The sequence below is a fragment of the Clostridium puniceum genome, assembly GCF_002006345.1.
Taxonomy (GTDB): domain Bacteria; phylum Bacillota; class Clostridia; order Clostridiales; family Clostridiaceae; genus Clostridium; species Clostridium puniceum.
This window is the reverse complement of record NZ_LZZM01000245.1, coordinates 16031-34916: the sequence shown is the minus strand read 5'-3', so window position 1 is coordinate 34916 and position 18886 is coordinate 16031. Positions and strand designations below refer to the sequence as shown.

Sequence of the window (18886 nt, the reverse complement as noted above, 5' to 3'; positions counted from 1 at the left end):
TAAAGGTAGGAAAAGATATGCTAAGAATGAAAAGGATAGTATTTATAGTGATTATTATTGCAGTTATAGGTGCAGGAACCTTTGGAATAAAATATTTAATAGATGTACAAAATTACAAAAAGACAATCAGTAATTTAAAAATTGATACTATAGATATATCAAATATTCCTGATGGGAAGTATACAGGCGTTTGTGATACTAAATTTGTTGGTTCAGAAGTATTAGTTACTGTTAAGGATAAAAAGATTACAGATATAAAATTAGTAAATCATAAAAATGAAAGAGGAAAGCCAGCAGAAGTTATTCTGGAAAATGTAATTAAGGCACAAAGCTTAAAAGTAGATACTATTTCAGGAGCAACTAATAGTAGCAAAGTAATTCTTAAATCTATTGAAAATGCATTGGATACTGTAAAATAATAGAATTTAATAATAAATATTAATTACGTATGTATTAAATAATAAGACTTGTTAAATGGGTTGTTATAGTATATAGAATAAAAGATAAACTTATAATATTGAAATAACTTTTAGTATTTCGATTTATAAGTTTATTTTTTAGATTTCATATCTATATTTAGAAATAAATATGTATTAAATTAAAGTTTAGCTGTAATAGTGTTATTTATTATATCTGCAATTTCAGAAGTATATTCCTTTATGAAAAAATGATCGCCAGAAAATTGTATAAAGTTACATTTACCGAATGTATGATATTGCCATTCTTCAATTCTATTAAGTGTCAAAATGTCATCTTGTCCGTGTAGAATTGTAAAATCACAAGAAAAATTCAACATAGGCTTTAAGTAGTGGTATTTTTCTACAGCCTTAAAATCAGCTCTTAATATAGGTATGAAAAGCTTTGTCCAATCATTGTTATCTAAGGTTTCTTTAGTTATTCCACCTAATTTTAGGAGTTGTTTTTTAAACTCAACATTGACTAAATTATGTATAGGGGGAAATTCACTTTCTATGTGAGGTGCTAATTTTCCAGAAAAAAATATATGAACAGGATTATCATAATTTAATTCAGATAATTTATGCATAATTTCATAAGCGACTATACTTCCCATACTATGCCCAAAGAATGAGTAAGAGGTGTTTGTATCGATATGTTTAATCACGTAATTAAAGGCATCATTTACTAAGTCATCGATATTGTCTAAAAGAGGTTCCGTGAAACGAATACCTCTACCAGGATATTCTATGTTGATTAATTCAATGGAAGGTGATAAAAGCTCTTTCCATTTTTCATATATATTTGACGAGCCACCTGCATAAGGAAAGCAAAAAAGTTTGACTTTTTTCATAAATATCATCTCCAAATAATTTTTTAGTTAGATTGTTAAGTTTAAGGAATCTAAAGATTTGAAAATAATTTTTTCTGTAAAATGATTTTGCAATATCAAAATCAATATTTTCTATTTTTTCTATATCTACTTCGTAATTATTTATAACACATACAATTCAGTTTCCAGAATGAGAGATATTAAAATGGATTGATTCATTTTTACGATCTCCAGTATTAGTAAGTACACTTTATTTTATCATAAATTAAGGAAGAAATTCATCAATATAAATTAATAAACTTTTAATTTTTAATAATTAAGGAAGAATTATATATTATGTAAAGAATTTGTTAAATATGTGATATGGTGTAAAGTTTAATGATGATATGTTATAATATATATAAAAAAATTTGTTTAAATTTAAAAGAATGCAGTAAAATATGTTATATTTTGCAAGTGTATGAAACAGAGGTGATATTTATGTATTCAATTATTTTAGTAGAAGATGATTTTATGCAAAGAAAAGTTTTAAAAAAAATGATTTTGACTATGAATAATTTTTGTGAGATCTATGAAGCTGAGAGTGAGCAATTAGCATTGGAGATAATTGGGAAATACGATATAAATATGTTTTTAATAGATATAAATTTAAAAGAATCATCTGGATTAGATTTAGCATTAAAGATTAGGAAAATTCCAAAGTACGAATTTAGGCAAATTATTTTTCTAACAACCCATATGGAATATATAACTCAAGCTTTCAAACAAACTCATTGCTATGATTATATATTAAAGCCATATAACCAAGAAGAAGTACAAACTATTATAAATAAAATTATTCTTAATGAGACTAACAATGAAAATGAAGATAAAGAAATAGTTGTAACATTAAAAAATGGTATATATGTTGGGATAAAAATAAATGATATTTTATTTATAGAAGTTAAAGGGAAAAACTGTGAAGTAAATACTGTTAATGGTATGTACATTGCTAATAATACAACTTTGAAAAAAATGATTGAATTAATTAATTGCTCATACATAATTCAAAGTCATAGAGCTTTTGCAATAAATAAAAAATATATATCTAAAATAGAAAAATTAGATTTTAAATTAAGCGTAGTATATTTCGACAAATCTTTTAAGACAGCACTTTTAGGATATAAATTTAAAGCTAATATTATGTCTGAGTTTAAAAAAGGAAAAATAGTAATATGTTAATTCAATTTATACTAAATGCTATGGAGACATTTAGTATAACATACTTGTGGATAATATTATCTAAAAAAGAGGATAGCATAATTAAAATATTACTTAGTGTATTTATCCTATCTGTTTTTTGTACTATAATTGAGCTATTAGATTTGAGTTTTATATCTATTTATATAGTATATATTATTGGAATTAAAATTATATATAAGAATGATCTAAAGGATGTTATAGTTGGATACTTGTTAACATTGCTTATAATTATAATTTTAGAGTTGCTTCCCATGTTAGTTATTAATAAATTTACTGATAACTATATAATTCAAGGCTTTATTGTAGAATCAATAATAATGATTGGTGTAATCATCTTTTCAAGAGTAAAGTTATTAAATCAGTATATCTCATTGAAATATGCTACCTTTAAAAAGGTAAACAGCAATATTCTAATTCACTTTATTTTAACATATGGTACATATATTATAGTTTTTAAATTTGCTTGGAATTATTATAATGATATAATTCAAACGAATGTATTTATTACTATAGTAATAATAAGTGCACTTATTATATGTCAAATTTTAATATATTCATATATTGTTGAGGTAATAAAAGAAAAAGAAAAATTAAAAATTGATGATCAGTATGCTCCTGTTATTGATGAAATAGTTCAAGAAATAAAACAAAGGCAGCATGATTTTGTTAACTACAAGAATACAATAAAAGGAATAATAAATGTTGTAGAGGAAAAGGATGTAAAGGAAGCAATTAATAAGTACATTAACGATGAAGATATATATGATGATAAAATAAATTCACTTATATATATAGAGAATGTAGTTATAAGATCAATAATATATAGAAATATGAATAAATTTAAAAAATATTATATTAATTTTGAATATGAGATTGAGAATAATGTTTTAGAGAATATTTTAGGCTATAACGAAATATCTAATGTACTTAATAATCTGCTAAACAATGCTTTTGAAGAAGTAATAAAGAAGCAGTGTACTAAAAAAAATATCAAAGTTAAAATTTTTAACGAAAATAAAACATCACATCTAATTATTAAGAACAAAGCTGTGAATCCTCAAGATATTAATTTAAATGAGATTTTTACAAGTGGTTATTCAACTAAAGAAATAGGCACAAGAGGTTATGGTTTACACAATGTACAAACTATAATTAATTCCCATAAAGGGCATATAAAGATAAATATTGAATCAGAAGAAATTATTTTTGATATTTATTTTAATAATTCATAAATAGTTATGTTGATTAAAAAAACAACATAACTTTATTTTAATATTCAAATATATTTACAAAATTATAAAGTTTCTACTTTTCATATTTTATGTACAAGCGTAAGATATAATTTAAAGTAATGTTTTTTTAGTAAATAAAGGTTTGTATTTAAGATAGAAAAAATTAGATTTTAATCTAAAGATATAAAGTTTTGTTTAATATCCTAGATTGGTGTTTCTAAAATTTAAATTCAAATATATATATTAAAAAGGGGATAGTAGTAATATGCTAATTAAGCTTATGATGAATAGTATGCATATATTTAATATAGTCTATCTGTGGATAATTTTAGAAAATAAGAACAGCAGTATATTAAAATTATTATCTACTGTAGTTATTCTCTCCACTTTGATGACAATTATGGAAGCAATAGGGTTAAACTTTATTGTTGCATACATAATAGGTATTATTATTATTATTAAAATTATATATAAGTATGATTTTAAAGAAAGTATATTTGGATTAGTGCTACTAATGTCCATAAATATTCTTTTGCAATTAATTATCAATATAATCATTAATAAATTTGTTAATAACTATATAATTGAAAGATTTATCATAGAATTAATAATTACTATTAGTATAATTATTTTTTCAAAAGTAAAGTCATTAAATAAATATATTACATTAAAATATTCTACAGTTCAAAAGACGCAGAACAATGTTTTAACTTATTTTATTTCAACATTTAGTATATACGTTTTAGTTTTTAAACTTATTTGGAATTATAGTAATGGTATAATCCAAAATAATTTATTTAGTATAATAGCAGTATTTGGAGGATTAATCTTAACTCAATTATTTACATATTCTTATATTGCTAAAGTAATAAAAGAAAAAGAGAAATTAAAAATTTCGAATGAATATAATTCTGTTATTAATGAAATAGTTAAGGAAATAAAACAAAGACAACATGATTTTGCAAATTATAAAAATACAATAAAGGGAATAGTTAATGTTGTAGATAAAAAAGAGGTAAAGGAAGCAATTGATAATTATATTAAAGATGAAGATATATATGATAATAAGATAAATGAGCTAATATATATTGACAATGTAGTTATAAAATCAATAATATATACAAATATGTGTAAATTTAAAAAATATAATATTAATTTTGAATATGAAATTGAGAATAATGTGTTAGATGATATTTTAGGTTATAATGAAATATCTAATGTATTAAATAATCTATTAAATAATGCTTTTGAGGAAGTAATAAAGGATGAATGTGTTGAAAAAAATATTCAAATTAAGATTTTTAACGAAAATAAAACATCTCATTTAATTATTAAGAATCGTGCTGCTAGTCCCAATAATATTAATTTAAATGAGATGTTCATAAGAGGTTATTCAACTAAAAATACTGGGACAAGAGGTTATGGTTTATACAATGTACAAACCATAATTAATTCCCATAAAGGTAATATTAAAATAAATGTAGATTGTGAAGAAATTATTTTTGATATTTACTTTAATAATTCTTTAGGATAATCAGGTTCTCCCCATGTTAAAGGGCAGCTTGTCTTTGATACTAACTTAAATAAGTTAAGTAGCATGACTGAAAAAAAACTTATAGATTTTTGCATTAGAAACAACTCCTTTCATATTAAAAATTATTAATTGTAGGATTTGAAGAAATAAACTTCCAAATATGCAGTTGCATATTTGAAGGTTTGTAAATTTAAAAAATAATATCATCCAAAAAGTAAGAGATAGTAAAGAGAGAGTTTTTAGCCTCTCTTTGTTTTTTATTGGTCGTTTTGTGTTAGGACAAGGAGCATATCTCAAAATTATGATAAATGATATTATAAAGAAAATTACATAAAAATAAAGACTAAATTTAGGAGATAATATACTAAATATCAATACTAGAGTAAAGTATATTATACTGACTATAAAACATTCAGTAAAAGTTTTACAATGAAGGCCTCCACCTAAAGGTCTTGTGGAAATTAAAATAGTAAAAGATAAAAAAAATAGGGGTAATTGCTTCAAGCATAAAAATATTAGAAATATTGTTGTGAGTTTAATTGAATCTCCGAAAATTACTTGTAAAGAGTAATTTATTTTTAGTAAGTCAGTCTCAGTTAAAGAAGAATTATTTTTACCTAAATACTCAGTTATAAAATTTGAAACATCTTTTATCATTGTTAACCTCTTGATTACTTTGATATATATTTTCATTTAATTTACATCAAAGAGAATACAATTACAATATTATTAGAATAAAAAGTATATTTTTGGGAATAAAAAGAAGTTTATGGCAAAATCAAACAAGTGATATATTTGATTTCAATATTGAATTAATCATAAAAGCGTGTATAATCACTACAAGTTTTAATGATATTAAAGATGAATTAACAACAGAACCTATAACTACGGAAATGGGATATTCTTTATAACATTTTTCAAGAAGATTTAATCAAGTTTAACTATACAGAAATAAATATAAAAATATTAATTCAATTAAAGAAGGAGACTGAATCCAAAGGATGAAGGTGCTCTTTTTTTTGTTAACAATTTAACAAAATATTCTTTATGACCATAAAATGTTTTTAAAGTTTAAAATATTTTAAACTTTAAATGTTAATGTTATTATCTACACATAGGAAACGATTACAAAAAACTTATATAAAATATGAAGGGACGGTATTAAAAATGAATTATTTTGAAGAAAGTCTAAAATTACATGAAGAAAGACAAGGAAAAATTTCAATAACATCTAAGGTTAAAGTTGAAACAAGAGATGATTTAAGCCTTGCATATACGCCAGGAGTTGCAGAACCTTGCAGAAAAATTCATGAGGATAATGAAAACGTATATAAGTATACATCAAAAGGAAATTTAGTAGCAGTAGTTACAGATGGGACAGCGGTACTAGGACTTGGAGATATAGGGCCAATGGCAGGAATGCCTGTAATGGAAGGTAAGGCAATCTTATTTAAGGAATTTGCAGATGTTGATGCGTTTCCTATATTAGTGGATTCTAAGGATGTAGATGAAATAGTTAATGCGGTTAGATTAATAGCTCCAACATTTGGAGGAATAAATTTAGAAGACATTGGGGCACCAAGATGCTTTGAAGTTGAAGAAAAACTTAAAAAATTAGTTGATATCCCAGTATTTCATGATGACCAACATGGAACTGCAATAGTAGTTCTTGCAGGAGTTATAAATGCACTTAAGGTAGTTGATAAGAAGCTTGAAGATATAAAAGTAGTAATAAATGGAGCAGGAGCAGCTGGAACTGCAATATCTAAGCTTTTATTAGTAGCAGGAGTAAAAAATTTAATTGCTTGTGATAAAGTAGGAATCTTATATAGAGGAATGGAAAAAATTGATGATGCGAAGGAAGCTTTAGCAGAAATAACAAATCCAGATAATATAAAAGGTAACCTTGCAGATGCATTAGTAGGTGCAGATGTATTTATAGGAGTTTCAGCTCCGGGAATAGTAAGTCAAGATATGGTAAGAAGCATGAATAAGGATTCTATACTATTTGCTATGGCAAATCCAACTCCAGAAATAATGCCAGATGAGGCAAAAGCAGCTGGAGCAAGAGTTATGGGGACTGGACGTTCGGATTTTCCAAATCAAATAAACAATGTTTTAGCATTCCCAGGAATATTTAGAGGAGCTTTAGATGTTAGAGCTAAGGAAATAAATGAAGAAATGAAGCTTGCTGCAGCATATGCAATAGCTGACTATATAAAAGCAGAAGATTTAAATGAAAATAACGTAATTCCAAGTGCTTTAGATAAAAATGTTGCTACAAAGGTAGCAGAAGCAATTGCAAAAGCTGCTAGAGACAGTGGAGTTGCAAGAAAATAAATTAATTAATAATAGAAATATTATCAATAGGATTTAGAGTTTATATATGTTATTAAATAACCAGTATGACGATAACTAGGACATGTATAAACTCAAATAAAATAGAAAGAAAATTCTGCTACAAAATAATAAATTAGATGAGTAAGGGAAATTCCACAAAATTATAGATAAGCGATGAAATTACAAATTTTAAAAATATACATATTTAACACAATTTAAAATGTAATATTTTAGGAGGTATCATTATGCAAATTCCAATTAAGAAAACTCTTGATAAAATTCCAGGCGGTATGATGGTTGTTCCACTTTTTTTAGGAGTATTAGTTAACACATTTTGTCCACAATTTTTGAAGATAGGTGGTTTTACAACAGCATTATTTAGCTCAACGGCATCATCAACAATTTTGGCTTGTTTTATGTTTTTAATTGGTTCACAAATTAATTTCAAATTAGCGCCAAAGGCAATAAAAAAAGGTGCACTATTAATAACAGGTAAATTTATAGTAGGTGCTGGTATTGGTATATTTGTAGGTAAAGTTTTTGGACCTGCTGGAGTATTAGGTTTATCACCACTTGCTATCCTTGCAGCATTAACGAATTGTAATGGTGGATTATATGCTTCTCTTGCTTCGCAATATGGTGATGAAACTGATGTAGGTGCTTATGCTTTATTATCTTTAAAGGATGGTCCATTCTTTACACTAGTTGCACTAGGTGCATCAGGACTTGCTCAAGTTCCATTTATGGCACTTGTAGCGGTAATGGTGCCAATAGTAATAGGTATGATTTTAGGAAATATTGATCCAGATATGAGAAAATTCCTTGGAAGCAGCAAAATGTTATTAATTCCATTCTTCTCGTTCCCATTAGGTGCAGGGATGAACCTTTCAACTATCATAACAGCTGGAGGTCCTGGTATACTATTAGGAGTAATAGCTGCATTTACTGGAATAGGAGCATATATACTTCTTAAAATATTTAAAGAGGAGCCAATTATCGGTTTAGGAACAGGGTCAACAGCAGGAAATGCTGTAGCGACACCAGCAGCTGTTGCAGCTGCAGATCCATCATTAGCTGTCATAGCAACAGTAGCTACAGCACAAGTTGCAGCAGCATGTGTAGTATCTGCTATACTTTGTCCATTTATTGTTTCTTATGCATTCAAATTACTTAATAAGAAAAAGGCAGAAAAATTAAATAACGAAGTCACTGCATAATAGATGGTAATTATTAAAGCTTAAATACAATAAGAATAATTATTGAATATATATTAAATTAAACACGGAAAAATGGAAGACAATAATGAAAGAAGTGCTATATAATAGGATTAAAGTATATATTCCTATATTAAACCTTCTATCTGTAAATATAGTCTTCCATGCTTTCGTGTTTTAAAGATTTTTAATTACAAAGATTAAATTTGCATTAAGGGTAGGTGATGAATATGAGAAAAGTAATGAAGCTGCAAACAAAGATTACCTTATTGATTATAGCGGTAGTTTTTATTTCTATATCGATAATAATTTCATTTGTTGTTTCATGGATGACTGGAAATATAGAAAATAAAGCAAGAACTAATATTATGAATGTAGCTGAGATGATGGCTCATTCTAGAGAGATAGTAGATGAATTGAAATCTAAAGATCCAAATAAAAAAATTGGTCCTTATGTTGATATGCAGCTTAAAAACTTGGAGCAAATTGAATATATAATTGTAGCAGACAGTGAAGGAACTAGATATTCTCATCCAAATCCAGAAATGATAGGTAAAAAGTTTGCAGGAGGAGATGAGTATAAAGTAGTTGAAAATGGAGAAACATATATTTCTGAGGCGACAGGAACTCTTGGAAAAGCCTTGAGAGCTTTCGCACCAATATATGATTCGGAAAGTAAAAAAGAGATAGGATTTGTATCTGTAGGAACACTTACTGAAAGTATTGAAACAGCTAAGCATACAGCTATTTTGTATATAATTTTGATTGGTCTTGGAGGTCTTTCAGTGGGAGTGATAGGAGCATTTCTATTGGCTAATAACATAAAGAATACTTTGCTAGGGCTTGAGCCTGATGAAATAGCAAAGCTTTATAATGAAAAGATGGGTATGCTGGATGCTATTCATGAAGGGTTAGTAGCTGTTGATGATGAAGCTAGAATTACTCTTATAAATGATTCTGCATTAAATATACTGCACTTTGAAAATAGTATTAATAAGGAGCATATTATAGGGCAGAATGTAGAAATGGTTATTCCAAATTCACGCTTGATTAATGTCTTAGAGACAGGAAGATCAGAATTTGAAGAAGAGCAGAGGATAAATAATACTATAATAATGACTAATAGAGTTCCTATAATAAGTAGAGAAAAGATTGTAGGTGCTATTGCTAGTTTTAGAGATAAAACAGAGGTGACTAGAATGGCAGAAGAGCTTACAGGAGTCAAAAAAATGGCATGGTCCTTAAGAGCTCAAAATCATGAATTTATGAATAAACTCCATACTATTTCTGGGCTTATACAATTGGAAGAGTATGGTGAGGCTTTGCAATTTATTTCTGATGTAGCAAAGGTAAGAAGTAATATAAGCAATATTTTAACTGAGAATATAAAAGATGCTTCTATATCGGCTTTATTACTATCAAAGTATAATAAAGCTGAAGAATCTAGAGTCAAATTAAAAATAGATGAATATTCAAGGCTTGTAAAATTACCAGAGTATATGACTTCGGAAGAGATTGTATCAATTATTGGGAATTTGATAGAAAATTCTTTAGATGAAGTTAAAAATGATGGAACTGGATTTGTATATATAAAAATAGTTCAAAATGAAAACTTTTTAAATATAGTAATTAAAGATAATGGTGGTGGAATTCCTGTAGAACACAGAGAAAAAATTTATGAACAAGGTTTCTCAACGAAGGATGGACAGCGCGGATATGGAATGTATATAGTAAAGAAAATAATTGAAGAATCAAATGGTACAATAAATTTTGATATAGATGAAGGAGTTCTTTGGGATATAACTATACCTATGAAAAGGAGTGACGAGCTTGATTCAAGTAATGATAGTTGAAGATGATCCTATGGTTAGAGAAATAAATTCTAAATTTTTAAAAAGAGTAGAAGGATTTATTTTATACAAAGCTGTTTCTAATCTTGATGATGCAAAAAAATTTATATTGATTAAAAAGCCAGATTTAATATTACTTGATGTATATCTTCCTAAAGAAAATGGAATTGATTTTTTAAAGTGGATAAGAGCACAGGAAATAGATATCGACATTATTTTAATTACAGCTGACAAGTCTATTGAAAGAATACAAGAAGCTTTTAGATATGGAGTTGTAGATTATCTTATAAAGCCTTTCAGTTTTGAAAGATTTAAAGAATCACTTAACCAATTTAAAGGAAGGTATTATCAATTTAAAGAAAATGATGTTATTGAACAAAAGGATTTAGACAAGTTAATATCTAGTGCTAATATTTCTCAAAATGAAGATGATTTTGCTAAGGGCCTTAATAAATATACTTATAAAACAATATGGGAAGAGATTGAAAAAAATAATTATGAAGATTTTACAGCAGAGGATTTAGCAGAAAAATTAAGAGTAGCAAGAGTAACGGTTAGAAGATATCTTGAATATATGGAAAAAGAAAGTAAAGTAGATAAATCAGTAGAGTATGGCAAAATAGGAAGACCACAGCATAAATATCATAAGATTTAATATTATAAAAATCTATTTACAATCTTTATTTGCCGAAATTCTTAGTGATTTTTTGTTATTAATTAAACTTAACCATAATTACTTAGAAGTAAAGCTAATTGGCATTATAAAACTTAAATTTTATAATGCCAATTATATTTATAACTTTGCATAAAATATGAATTTTATTTCTAGAGGTTCATTTCACCTCTTCTACTTTCAATGATCATTTCTAATTCATTGGCAGCTTTAATTACATCTTCTTCAACTATAAGTTTGCCACCTGTTAAAATTACCAAATCTTCTTTTAAAACTTTAGTTACAATTTCACTTCCATCTATAAATGGAGATATAGCAACATGTAGAGGTAATCCTAAAGTTAATCCGAAGGCAGCATCAGCTAATGCTTGTTCTTCAAGCCATTGTGGTGCTGACAATACCAGTGGAAGCTGAGGTATATCTAGACCTAAATTTTCAGCGAGTTCAGTTGCTACCATTTCTAACCTTCCAATGGCAAGGCATGGACCAAAGTTTAATACTGGTGGTATGCCTAGTGATTTACACACTTCTTTTAAGCTATCTCCAGCAAGTTCAGCAGCACCTGGTGACATAAGCCCAACATTTTCAAGACCTCCTGAAGAACAGCCAGCTGAAAGCACTAAAATATCTCTTTTTATTAATTCCTTAGTTAACTCTACAGTAAATACATCATGACCTTTAGCTGTTAGATTAGAACAGCCTACAACTCCAGCTATTCCTTTAATTTTACCTTTTGCAATTAAATCAATAAGTCCATCCCAGTTTCCACCTAAAAATTCTTTTAATGAACCTTCACTAACACCTGTGATTACATCATCATGACCATGATCTTTTGGAATATCAATTTTAACAGTACTTCTTCTATTTTTATAGCTTTCTAATGCAGCATTTATAATTTTTTCGCTTATTTCTTCTGCATCACTCATGTCAAAAGGTATGTAATCAGCATTTTTTTTCTTAGCCACATCATCTATACAAATAGTTTTTACATTAAATTTTTCAGCGATAGGCTCAATACCTGGAATTGTACAGTTAAATTCGGATACAATTAAATCTATACCGCCTGTTGCAAGGACTGCTTCACTTGTATAGTTATTTCCAGCATGACCAGAGAAGACTTCTGTGCAATGTTCACCTCTTAACTGAAGATCTTGTCCTACGCATGTACATCCAACTAATCTAAATCCTTTTGCTCCTAATTCAATTGCTTTTTTCTTAACATCTTCTTCAATTAATTTATCTTGAAGATGTGCAATATCAGAATGTTGATGTCCTGTAACCATTATGTTTATATAATTTTCATCAATGACTCTAAAGCCTACTTTGGCTTGTCTTATTTTTGGGGTACCGAGCATAACATCATTCAATAAATTTGTTAATACTAAACCATATATTCCTGTAGCAATTCCAAGACTTAATGCATTAAGCAGCATATCAACAGGGTCACTATTTAAATTTGTTGAAGTTTTTACTATAGCATCAAAAACCTCTGATTTAGCACCACCAGGAAGTATATTTAATTCTTCCCACTTTTTATATCTTGGAACATAAGCTAATTTTTTTACTAATTCCATTTTTTCAAATCTTGGTTTATATAAATCCTTTAAAACTTCATCTGCCACCATAACAGCTTTTTTATTTACGTCTATTTCTGCAATACCAAAAATTTCTGCAAGGTTATCTAAAGTTTCTGGACTTTTTATCTTAAGGTTGCTTTTTCCTTCTCCAATGGTTTTTAAATTTCTTGCTGTGTTTTCAACTACATGAAGATAACAAGCGGAACCAGCACTTATAGCTCTTAAGAAATTTCTTGCAACTATAGTGTCTGCATCTGCACCACAAACTCCTTTTGGAGAATTAGGTGTTATCTTACAAGGTCCATTTGAACAAAGTTTACAGCATACGCCTGTCTTTCCGAATTTACATTTTGATTTTTGTTTTTCAACTCTATTGAAAGACGTTTCAATCTCTTCTTTTGATGATAAAAATTCACACAATTTACAATCTGCTGACTTACACACTGACATAGTTATTCGTCTCCTTATATTTACAATTATATATTAAATCTTTTAACTATACCTAATTGGTATACTTTCGAGCGAATATAAAAGGCTTTCGCCTTCTATAAGTATTTATCAAATTTAAAATTACCAAGGATTATTTTTTAGATCTTCAAATGTTACTTTGGTTAACTCATTTATCATTGTATTTTGAATATTACATAAAGCTTTATGTATGGAACAATGACTGCCTTTATTGGCACTGCAGGCTTTTTTATCATAAGTACATCTGTTTATTATAATTGGACCTTGTATAGCCTCAACTACATCTTTTAAAGTTATATCTTTAGGTTCTCTTGTTATAGCATAACCACCATTAACTCCCCTATAAGATCTAACTATTCCTACTTGAGTTAGCTTTCTAGTTAATTTTAATAAAAATCTAAGCGGAATACTTCCTTTTTCTGATAAAAATTTAGCATCTAATTTATTGTCTACTCCTTCTTTAGATAGCATGAGTACTATTCTAAAGGCGTAATCAGATTCTTGATTTATATTCATACATCTTACTCCTTAAAGTACACCTTGTTGGTATACTTTATATTAGTACAATTTCTTATAATTGTCAATATGTAGTTTATTTTATATATTCATCAAATTATAAGTGCATATATTGAATTAAAAATATCTCTTAAAAAGCAAAATAATATATTTATCATATATTATTTACGTTTTAAAAGATAATTTTTGTTGTAGATTTTATAACAAAGAACGGTAATAAAAGACATAATATATTTGATTTATTTTAAATCTTAAGAACATCGTTAAGTGCTATCAAATTAGAAATTTCATAAGTTGGAGTTATTCCAGTTACGTTTTGAGTTTCACTTGGATTATACCAGCAGGTATCTATACCAAAGTTTATTCCACCTTGTATATCAGATGTTAAACTATCACCTACCATTAATACTTTACTTTTATCAGTATGATTCATATTTTTTAAAGCATATTCGAATATTTTTGGATTTGGTTTTGATATCTTAACTTCTTCTGATATGACTATAGCATCAAAGTATTTTGCTATAATAGATTTTCTTATTCTATTGTCTTGAACATTCTTGAGACCATTAGTAACTATAGCAAGTTTATAGTCTTTATGAAGCTTTTTTACAAGGTTTAAACTATTTTCATATAAAAATGAACCATTGGCCAAATGTTTCATATAAGACTTTGAAAATCTATACTCATCAAAGTCAATCTTTAATTTATCTGATAATCTTTTAAATCTTTCAATCTTTAATTTTTCCTGGGTAATAAACCCTTCCTCGAACTCTTTCCATATAAGAGTATTTATATCCTGATATATTTTTAGATGGTAATTTTCATCATATTCAATATTAAACTCAAGCATAGCATTTTTAAATGCATCTCTTTCAGATTTTTTAAAATCAAATAAAGTTTCATCAGCATCAAATATTATAATTTCATATTTCATAAAATTCCTCCTTGCTTTACAATTCATTATAAATAAAATACTATATTTATAAAAGTATAAAAATGACATATGTCATGTTAAGGAGGAGTTATGAAAAAAATTTTGGATAATAACCTCTTAAATAATTATATAGTTAAGTATAGTATCGAAAATATATTTGATAAAACTTTACTTAATCATATGCAGCTTTATTTTTATAAAAAAGATGAGTCTATATTAAAAGCGGAAACTAATTTAGAATATTATTATCTACTTGTAGATGGAAAAATTAAAATTTCATATCTTTTTGAAAATGGGAAATCAATGCTACTAAAATTTTATAAAGATTTTAACACTATAGGAGATTTGGAGCTTTTGAAAAACTTACCTGTATATTGCGATATTGATGCAATAGAAGATACCTATCTAATAGCAATATCTTCAGATTTACTTAGAAAAGAATATTTAGATAATTCTAAGTTTTTACTTCATCTAGCAGAGTCCTTAAGTGATAAACTTTATACTACTATTAATAATACATCTTACAACTTTGTATATCCTCTTATAAATAGATTATCTAGCTATTTAGTCGAATATTTAACAGATGAAAACTATATAGTTCTAAATTCTTCTTTTCTAGAAATTGCTCAATTTTTAGGAACAACCTATAGGCATTTAAATAGAACATTAAAAGAGCTTGAAGAAGAATCAATTATAAAGTGTAGAAATAAAACAATATATATATTAGATAAGGAGAGACTTCGAGAATTATCAAAAAACTCTTATTTAAAATCGTTATGATTTGTAGAATTAATTATCAGCTTATTTTAAAAATTTATTTGTTAGTATCTAATAGTTTAGAGATTAATTTTTCAGTAGTTTTGGCAGATATATAGTCATCATCTTTTTTTATTAATACTTTAGAACGGCATTTTGAGCAGTTTTTTATACAATCTTTTGTCTTAAATTCAATATTGTTTTTCTTTAAAGCTTTAACTAATTTATCACAATCACATGTGTGTTTACACACTTTATATTTAGACATATACATTCCCCCTCCAGTTTTGTTTTATAATACTTGTATATAAATTATAAGCCTAAACCTGTAATCAATCTATGAAAATATTTGTTCATAATAAAATTATAGTTAATACTAAAAAACATATTTATCCCAGTCAAAAGCTTAGCTATTATCAAATAAAGTTTTTTAACATAATGATTAGATAAGGAATATTATATAAACAAACAATTTATTTGAGGTGAGGATTTATGACTGGAGCTTTAATAACTATGCTTGCTGGAATCGGAATAATAAAGGGAATAGGTAATGAGGTAGTTAATAAATTAAAGGGTAATCCTATAGAGAAAGGAATAGAAATTGCTGGGTATGGTTATGATTCAGAACAGGATATATTTTATAGTAATATGAATGCATGGCAAAGAAATATGGGATATAGTCGTCTGTATGATGAAGGATCAGCACCTTTTGGAATGATTTTAGATTGTGAACCAATTTATTTTAAATATGAGAAAAAGATTTGGCTTATTGAATTGTGGAAGGGGCAGTATGATTTAAATACTGGATGTGAAGTTGGAGTATATACAAGAGAAGAGCCTATGTTAAGCATTCCTAAAATGTATAAATATATGTTTTATAACTGTGTAAGTAATGAAGACAGATTAACAATATCTTTTTCTTTATACAAGAATGGCGTATTGCTTTTTTCAAGAGATGATAAGCACTGGTGGTTAGCAGGTTTTAAACTTGGAGAGTATTCAGAACCTTCAGAGTTAACTATGGAAATAAATATCACTTTAAAAAGCTCAGTTATGTGTGCTGCGTTTGTAGAGGGGTTAAAAGAGACAGGATATACTGATGAGGAAATTACCGTAAATGGTAATAACGTTGGTATAACTTTTGATATTCCCCACACACCACAGCCAATTACGCGAACACCAGAAACTGATAGAATTATACAACTAAAAAACAAGTTATTATGTGAGAAATATAATGATATTGTTAAAGTCTACGATAATTTTTCAGATAAGATAAATGCAATTCAAAAGTATGCACCTGAAATATATGAAGAAATAATTGATAAAGCAAAGCTTAGAAATTATTTAAGAAGTGTGAAAAACCCAGAATCTATTTAAGTATTTTGATAGGATAATTTCCTGCCTTTATTAACTTCACTTAATTTAAAAAAATGTTAAGAGTGTCTGGAAATATTCCATAAAAAATATAGAAAGATATTCAAAATACTTCAAGGATATTTAATAATATTTTAGAAATAGTATATGTTATTACCAGGGAAATACAAGAGATTTCAAACTTTAAAAGATGCAATAGAAAATATTCAAATTTATTAGTACAAGCTAAAATTGACACGAAAATTAATTTGTGATAATGTTATCTTAATAAATAAAACATTAAATTTTGGATTGTTACTGGTTAAGCAGGCTATACCTAAGTTACTATAAATGAAAATTCATTTGCAGTGACTTGGGTTTTTTTATTAATAAACGATTAGATATGTTTTAGGAAATAGGAAATAATTTAAAATATTGTTTTTTGAACGTATCTGATATAACAGATTAAAATATGAAGGGAGAAATGACAATGGCAAAGAATTTTCCAGATGGATTTTTATGGGGAGGAGCAGTAGCTGCAAACCAATGTGAAGGAGCTTATAATGAGGATGGTAAAGGTTTATCAACACAGGATATTGCACCAAGAGGAATTATGGGACCAATTACAGAAGAACCAACAGAAGATAATATGAAATTAATAGGTATTGATTTTTATCACAGATATAAAGAAGATGTTAAGTTATTTGCAGAAATGGGATTTAAGACTTTTAGAACATCTATTGCATGGTCTAGAATATTCCCAAATGGTGATGATAAGGAACCAAATGAAAAAGGCCTACAATTTTATGATGATTTATTTGATGAATGTTTAAAATATGGAATAGAACCGTTAGTTACAATTTCACATTATGAAACACCACTAGCTCTAGCAAAGAATTATGATGGTTGGGTAAATCGTAAGCTTATAGGATTCTTTGAGAATTATGTAACAATAATCTTTAACAGATATAAAGATAAGGTAAAGTATTGGCTTACATTTAATGAAATAAATTCAGTATTACATGCACCTTATATGAGTGGTGGTATTTTTACTGATAAAGAAAAATTATCAAAACAAGATTTATATCAAGCAATTCATCATGAATTAGTAGCAAGTGCTAAGGCGGTTAAAATTGCACATGAGATAAATCCAGAATTTAAAGTTGGTTGTATGATTCTTGGAGTACCAAACTATCCACTTACTTCTCATCCAAGTGATGTACTTGAAGCAGTTAAGCAAGATAGAGAAAATTTATATTTTGCAGATGTTCATGTAAGAGGAGCATATCCTAAATATATGGATAGATATTTTAAAGCGAATAACATAAAAATTCAAATGGAACCTGGTGATGAAGAAATTCTTAAAAATACAGTAGATTTCATTTCATTTAGTTATTACATGAGTTCTTGTGCAACAGCAGATGAAGAAAAGAAAAAGACTGGTGCAGGTAACATTATTTCAGGTGTTCCAAATCCATATCTTGAAGCTTCTGAATGGGGTTGGCAAATAGATCCTCAAGGATTACGTTATATGCTTAATCTTTTATATGATCGTTATCAAAAACCTTTATTTATTGTTGAAAATGGATTAGGTGCAAAAGATGAGTTAATAGTAGATGAAAAAGGTAATAAAACTGTAATTGATGATTACCGAATTAAGTATTTAAATGACCATTTAGTTCAAGTTGGTGAAGCAATAGAAGATGGAGTAGAGGTAATGGGTTATACTACTTGGGGATGTATTGATCTTGTAAGTGCTTCAACTGCTGAACTTAGAAAGCGTTATGGATTTATTTATGTAGATCGTAATGATGATGGAACTGGAACTTTAGAAAGATATAAGAAAAAGAGCTTTGATTGGTACAAAGAAGTAATTGCGACTAATGGAAAAAGCTTAGTTGAGTAAAAA

Annotated in this window: 19 protein-coding genes; 12 read left to right on the top strand and 7 right to left on the bottom strand. The window is 27.2% G+C overall.

Annotated elements, in window-relative coordinates; genetic code table 11:
- Positions 1-17 precede the first annotated feature (17 nt).
- The gene (locus CLPUN_RS26520) at positions 18-419 is read left to right on the top strand and encodes an FMN-binding protein (RefSeq protein ID WP_077850187.1); all 402 of its coding nucleotides are present in this window, start codon (positions 18-20) and stop codon (positions 417-419) included.
- Positions 420-598: 179 nt separating this feature from the next.
- Here CLPUN_RS26520 and CLPUN_RS26515 read toward each other — a convergent pair whose 3' ends face one another.
- Positions 599-1309 carry a thioesterase II family protein gene (locus tag CLPUN_RS26515; RefSeq protein WP_077850186.1) on the bottom strand — a complete coding sequence of 237 codons (711 nt, stop codon included), beginning with the start codon at positions 1307-1309 and terminating at the stop codon, positions 599-601.
- 459 nt (positions 1310-1768) lie between these two features.
- Between CLPUN_RS26515 and CLPUN_RS26510 the strand changes: the two genes are divergently transcribed.
- From CLPUN_RS26510 to CLPUN_RS26500, 3 genes are all read left to right on the top strand, one after another.
- Positions 1769-2509: a LytR/AlgR family response regulator transcription factor gene (locus tag CLPUN_RS26510; RefSeq protein WP_077850241.1), complete on the top strand. Its 741-nt coding sequence runs from the start codon at positions 1769-1771 to the stop codon at positions 2507-2509.
- Positions 2503-3762 (top strand): GHKL domain-containing protein, encoded by a 1260-nt coding sequence (locus CLPUN_RS26505; protein WP_077850185.1) that lies wholly within the window; start codon positions 2503-2505, stop codon positions 3760-3762. The genes CLPUN_RS26510 and CLPUN_RS26505 overlap by 7 nt, the downstream gene beginning before the upstream one ends.
- A 265-nt stretch (positions 3763-4027) precedes the next feature.
- Entirely contained in the window at positions 4028-5296 is a 1269-nt protein-coding gene (locus tag CLPUN_RS26500) for a GHKL domain-containing protein (protein ID WP_077850184.1), read from the top strand.
- Here CLPUN_RS26500 and CLPUN_RS27330 read toward each other — a convergent pair.
- Positions 5272-5391 (bottom strand): cyclic lactone autoinducer peptide, encoded by a 120-nt coding sequence (locus CLPUN_RS27330; protein WP_143329137.1) that lies wholly within the window; start codon positions 5389-5391, stop codon positions 5272-5274. The two genes, CLPUN_RS26500 and CLPUN_RS27330, sit on opposite strands and share 25 nt — an antisense overlap.
- Complete coding sequence (locus tag CLPUN_RS26495) at positions 5351-5953, bottom strand: accessory gene regulator B family protein (protein ID WP_077850183.1); 603 nt, start codon at positions 5951-5953, stop codon at positions 5351-5353. The genes CLPUN_RS27330 and CLPUN_RS26495 overlap by 41 nt, the downstream gene beginning before the upstream one ends.
- Positions 5954-6045: 92 nt before the next feature.
- Between CLPUN_RS26495 and CLPUN_RS27895 the strand changes: the two genes are divergently transcribed.
- The 5 genes from CLPUN_RS27895 (at position 6046) to CLPUN_RS26475 (ending at position 11355) form a co-directional block, all read left to right on the top strand.
- On the top strand, positions 6046-6207 hold the full coding sequence (locus CLPUN_RS27895) for a hypothetical protein (protein ID WP_158078848.1): 162 nt from the start codon (positions 6046-6048) through the stop codon (positions 6205-6207).
- Between the two features lie 256 nt (positions 6208-6463).
- A complete protein-coding gene (locus CLPUN_RS26490) occupies positions 6464-7636 on the top strand; it encodes an NAD(P)-dependent malic enzyme (RefSeq protein ID WP_077850182.1) in 1173 nt (390 codons plus the stop codon).
- 245 nt (positions 7637-7881) lie between these two features.
- On the top strand, positions 7882-8853 hold the full coding sequence (locus tag CLPUN_RS26485) for a 2-keto-3-deoxygluconate permease (RefSeq protein WP_077850181.1): 972 nt from the start codon (positions 7882-7884) through the stop codon (positions 8851-8853).
- A 227-nt stretch (positions 8854-9080) separates the two neighbouring features.
- Positions 9081-10703 carry an ATP-binding protein gene (locus tag CLPUN_RS26480; protein WP_077850180.1) on the top strand — a complete coding sequence of 541 codons (1623 nt, stop codon included), beginning with the start codon at positions 9081-9083 and terminating at the stop codon, positions 10701-10703.
- Complete coding sequence (locus CLPUN_RS26475; RefSeq protein WP_077850179.1) at positions 10681-11355, top strand: response regulator; 675 nt, start codon at positions 10681-10683, stop codon at positions 11353-11355. Before CLPUN_RS26480 ends, CLPUN_RS26475 begins: the two co-directional genes overlap by 23 nt.
- A 170-nt stretch (positions 11356-11525) precedes the next feature.
- On the opposite strand, the gene cooS is transcribed toward CLPUN_RS26475, so the two are convergent.
- The 3 genes from cooS to CLPUN_RS26460 form a co-directional block, all read right to left on the bottom strand.
- Positions 11526-13400: an anaerobic carbon-monoxide dehydrogenase catalytic subunit gene (cooS, locus tag CLPUN_RS26470; protein WP_077850178.1), complete on the bottom strand. Its 1875-nt coding sequence runs from the start codon at positions 13398-13400 to the stop codon at positions 11526-11528.
- A gap of 120 nt (positions 13401-13520) precedes the next feature.
- Complete coding sequence (locus CLPUN_RS26465; RefSeq protein ID WP_077850177.1) at positions 13521-13934, bottom strand: RrF2 family transcriptional regulator; 414 nt, start codon at positions 13932-13934, stop codon at positions 13521-13523.
- A 244-nt stretch (positions 13935-14178) separates the two neighbouring features.
- Positions 14179-14868, bottom strand: coding sequence for a YjjG family noncanonical pyrimidine nucleotidase (locus CLPUN_RS26460; protein WP_077850176.1), 690 nt, complete (start codon positions 14866-14868; stop codon positions 14179-14181).
- A 90-nt stretch (positions 14869-14958) separates the two neighbouring features.
- Here CLPUN_RS26460 and CLPUN_RS26455 point away from each other — a divergent pair, with 90 nt between their 5' ends.
- Positions 14959-15648 carry a Crp/Fnr family transcriptional regulator gene (locus tag CLPUN_RS26455; protein WP_077850175.1) on the top strand — a complete coding sequence of 230 codons (690 nt, stop codon included), beginning with the start codon at positions 14959-14961 and terminating at the stop codon, positions 15646-15648.
- Between the two features lie 34 nt (positions 15649-15682).
- Here the strand turns inward: CLPUN_RS26455 and CLPUN_RS26450 are convergent, their stop codons facing one another.
- On the bottom strand, positions 15683-15892 hold the full coding sequence (locus tag CLPUN_RS26450; RefSeq protein WP_077850174.1) for a hypothetical protein: 210 nt from the start codon (positions 15890-15892) through the stop codon (positions 15683-15685).
- 224 nt (positions 15893-16116) lie between these two features.
- Between CLPUN_RS26450 and CLPUN_RS26445 the strand changes: the two genes are divergently transcribed.
- Together CLPUN_RS26445 and CLPUN_RS26440 are read left to right on the top strand one after the other, a co-directional pair.
- Positions 16117-17001, top strand: coding sequence for a DUF4474 domain-containing protein (locus CLPUN_RS26445; protein WP_077850173.1), 885 nt, complete (start codon positions 16117-16119; stop codon positions 16999-17001).
- Between the two features lie 466 nt (positions 17002-17467).
- A complete protein-coding gene (locus tag CLPUN_RS26440) occupies positions 17468-18883 on the top strand; it encodes a glycoside hydrolase family 1 protein (RefSeq protein ID WP_077850172.1) in 1416 nt (471 codons plus the stop codon).
- Positions 18884-18886 lie beyond the last annotated feature (3 nt).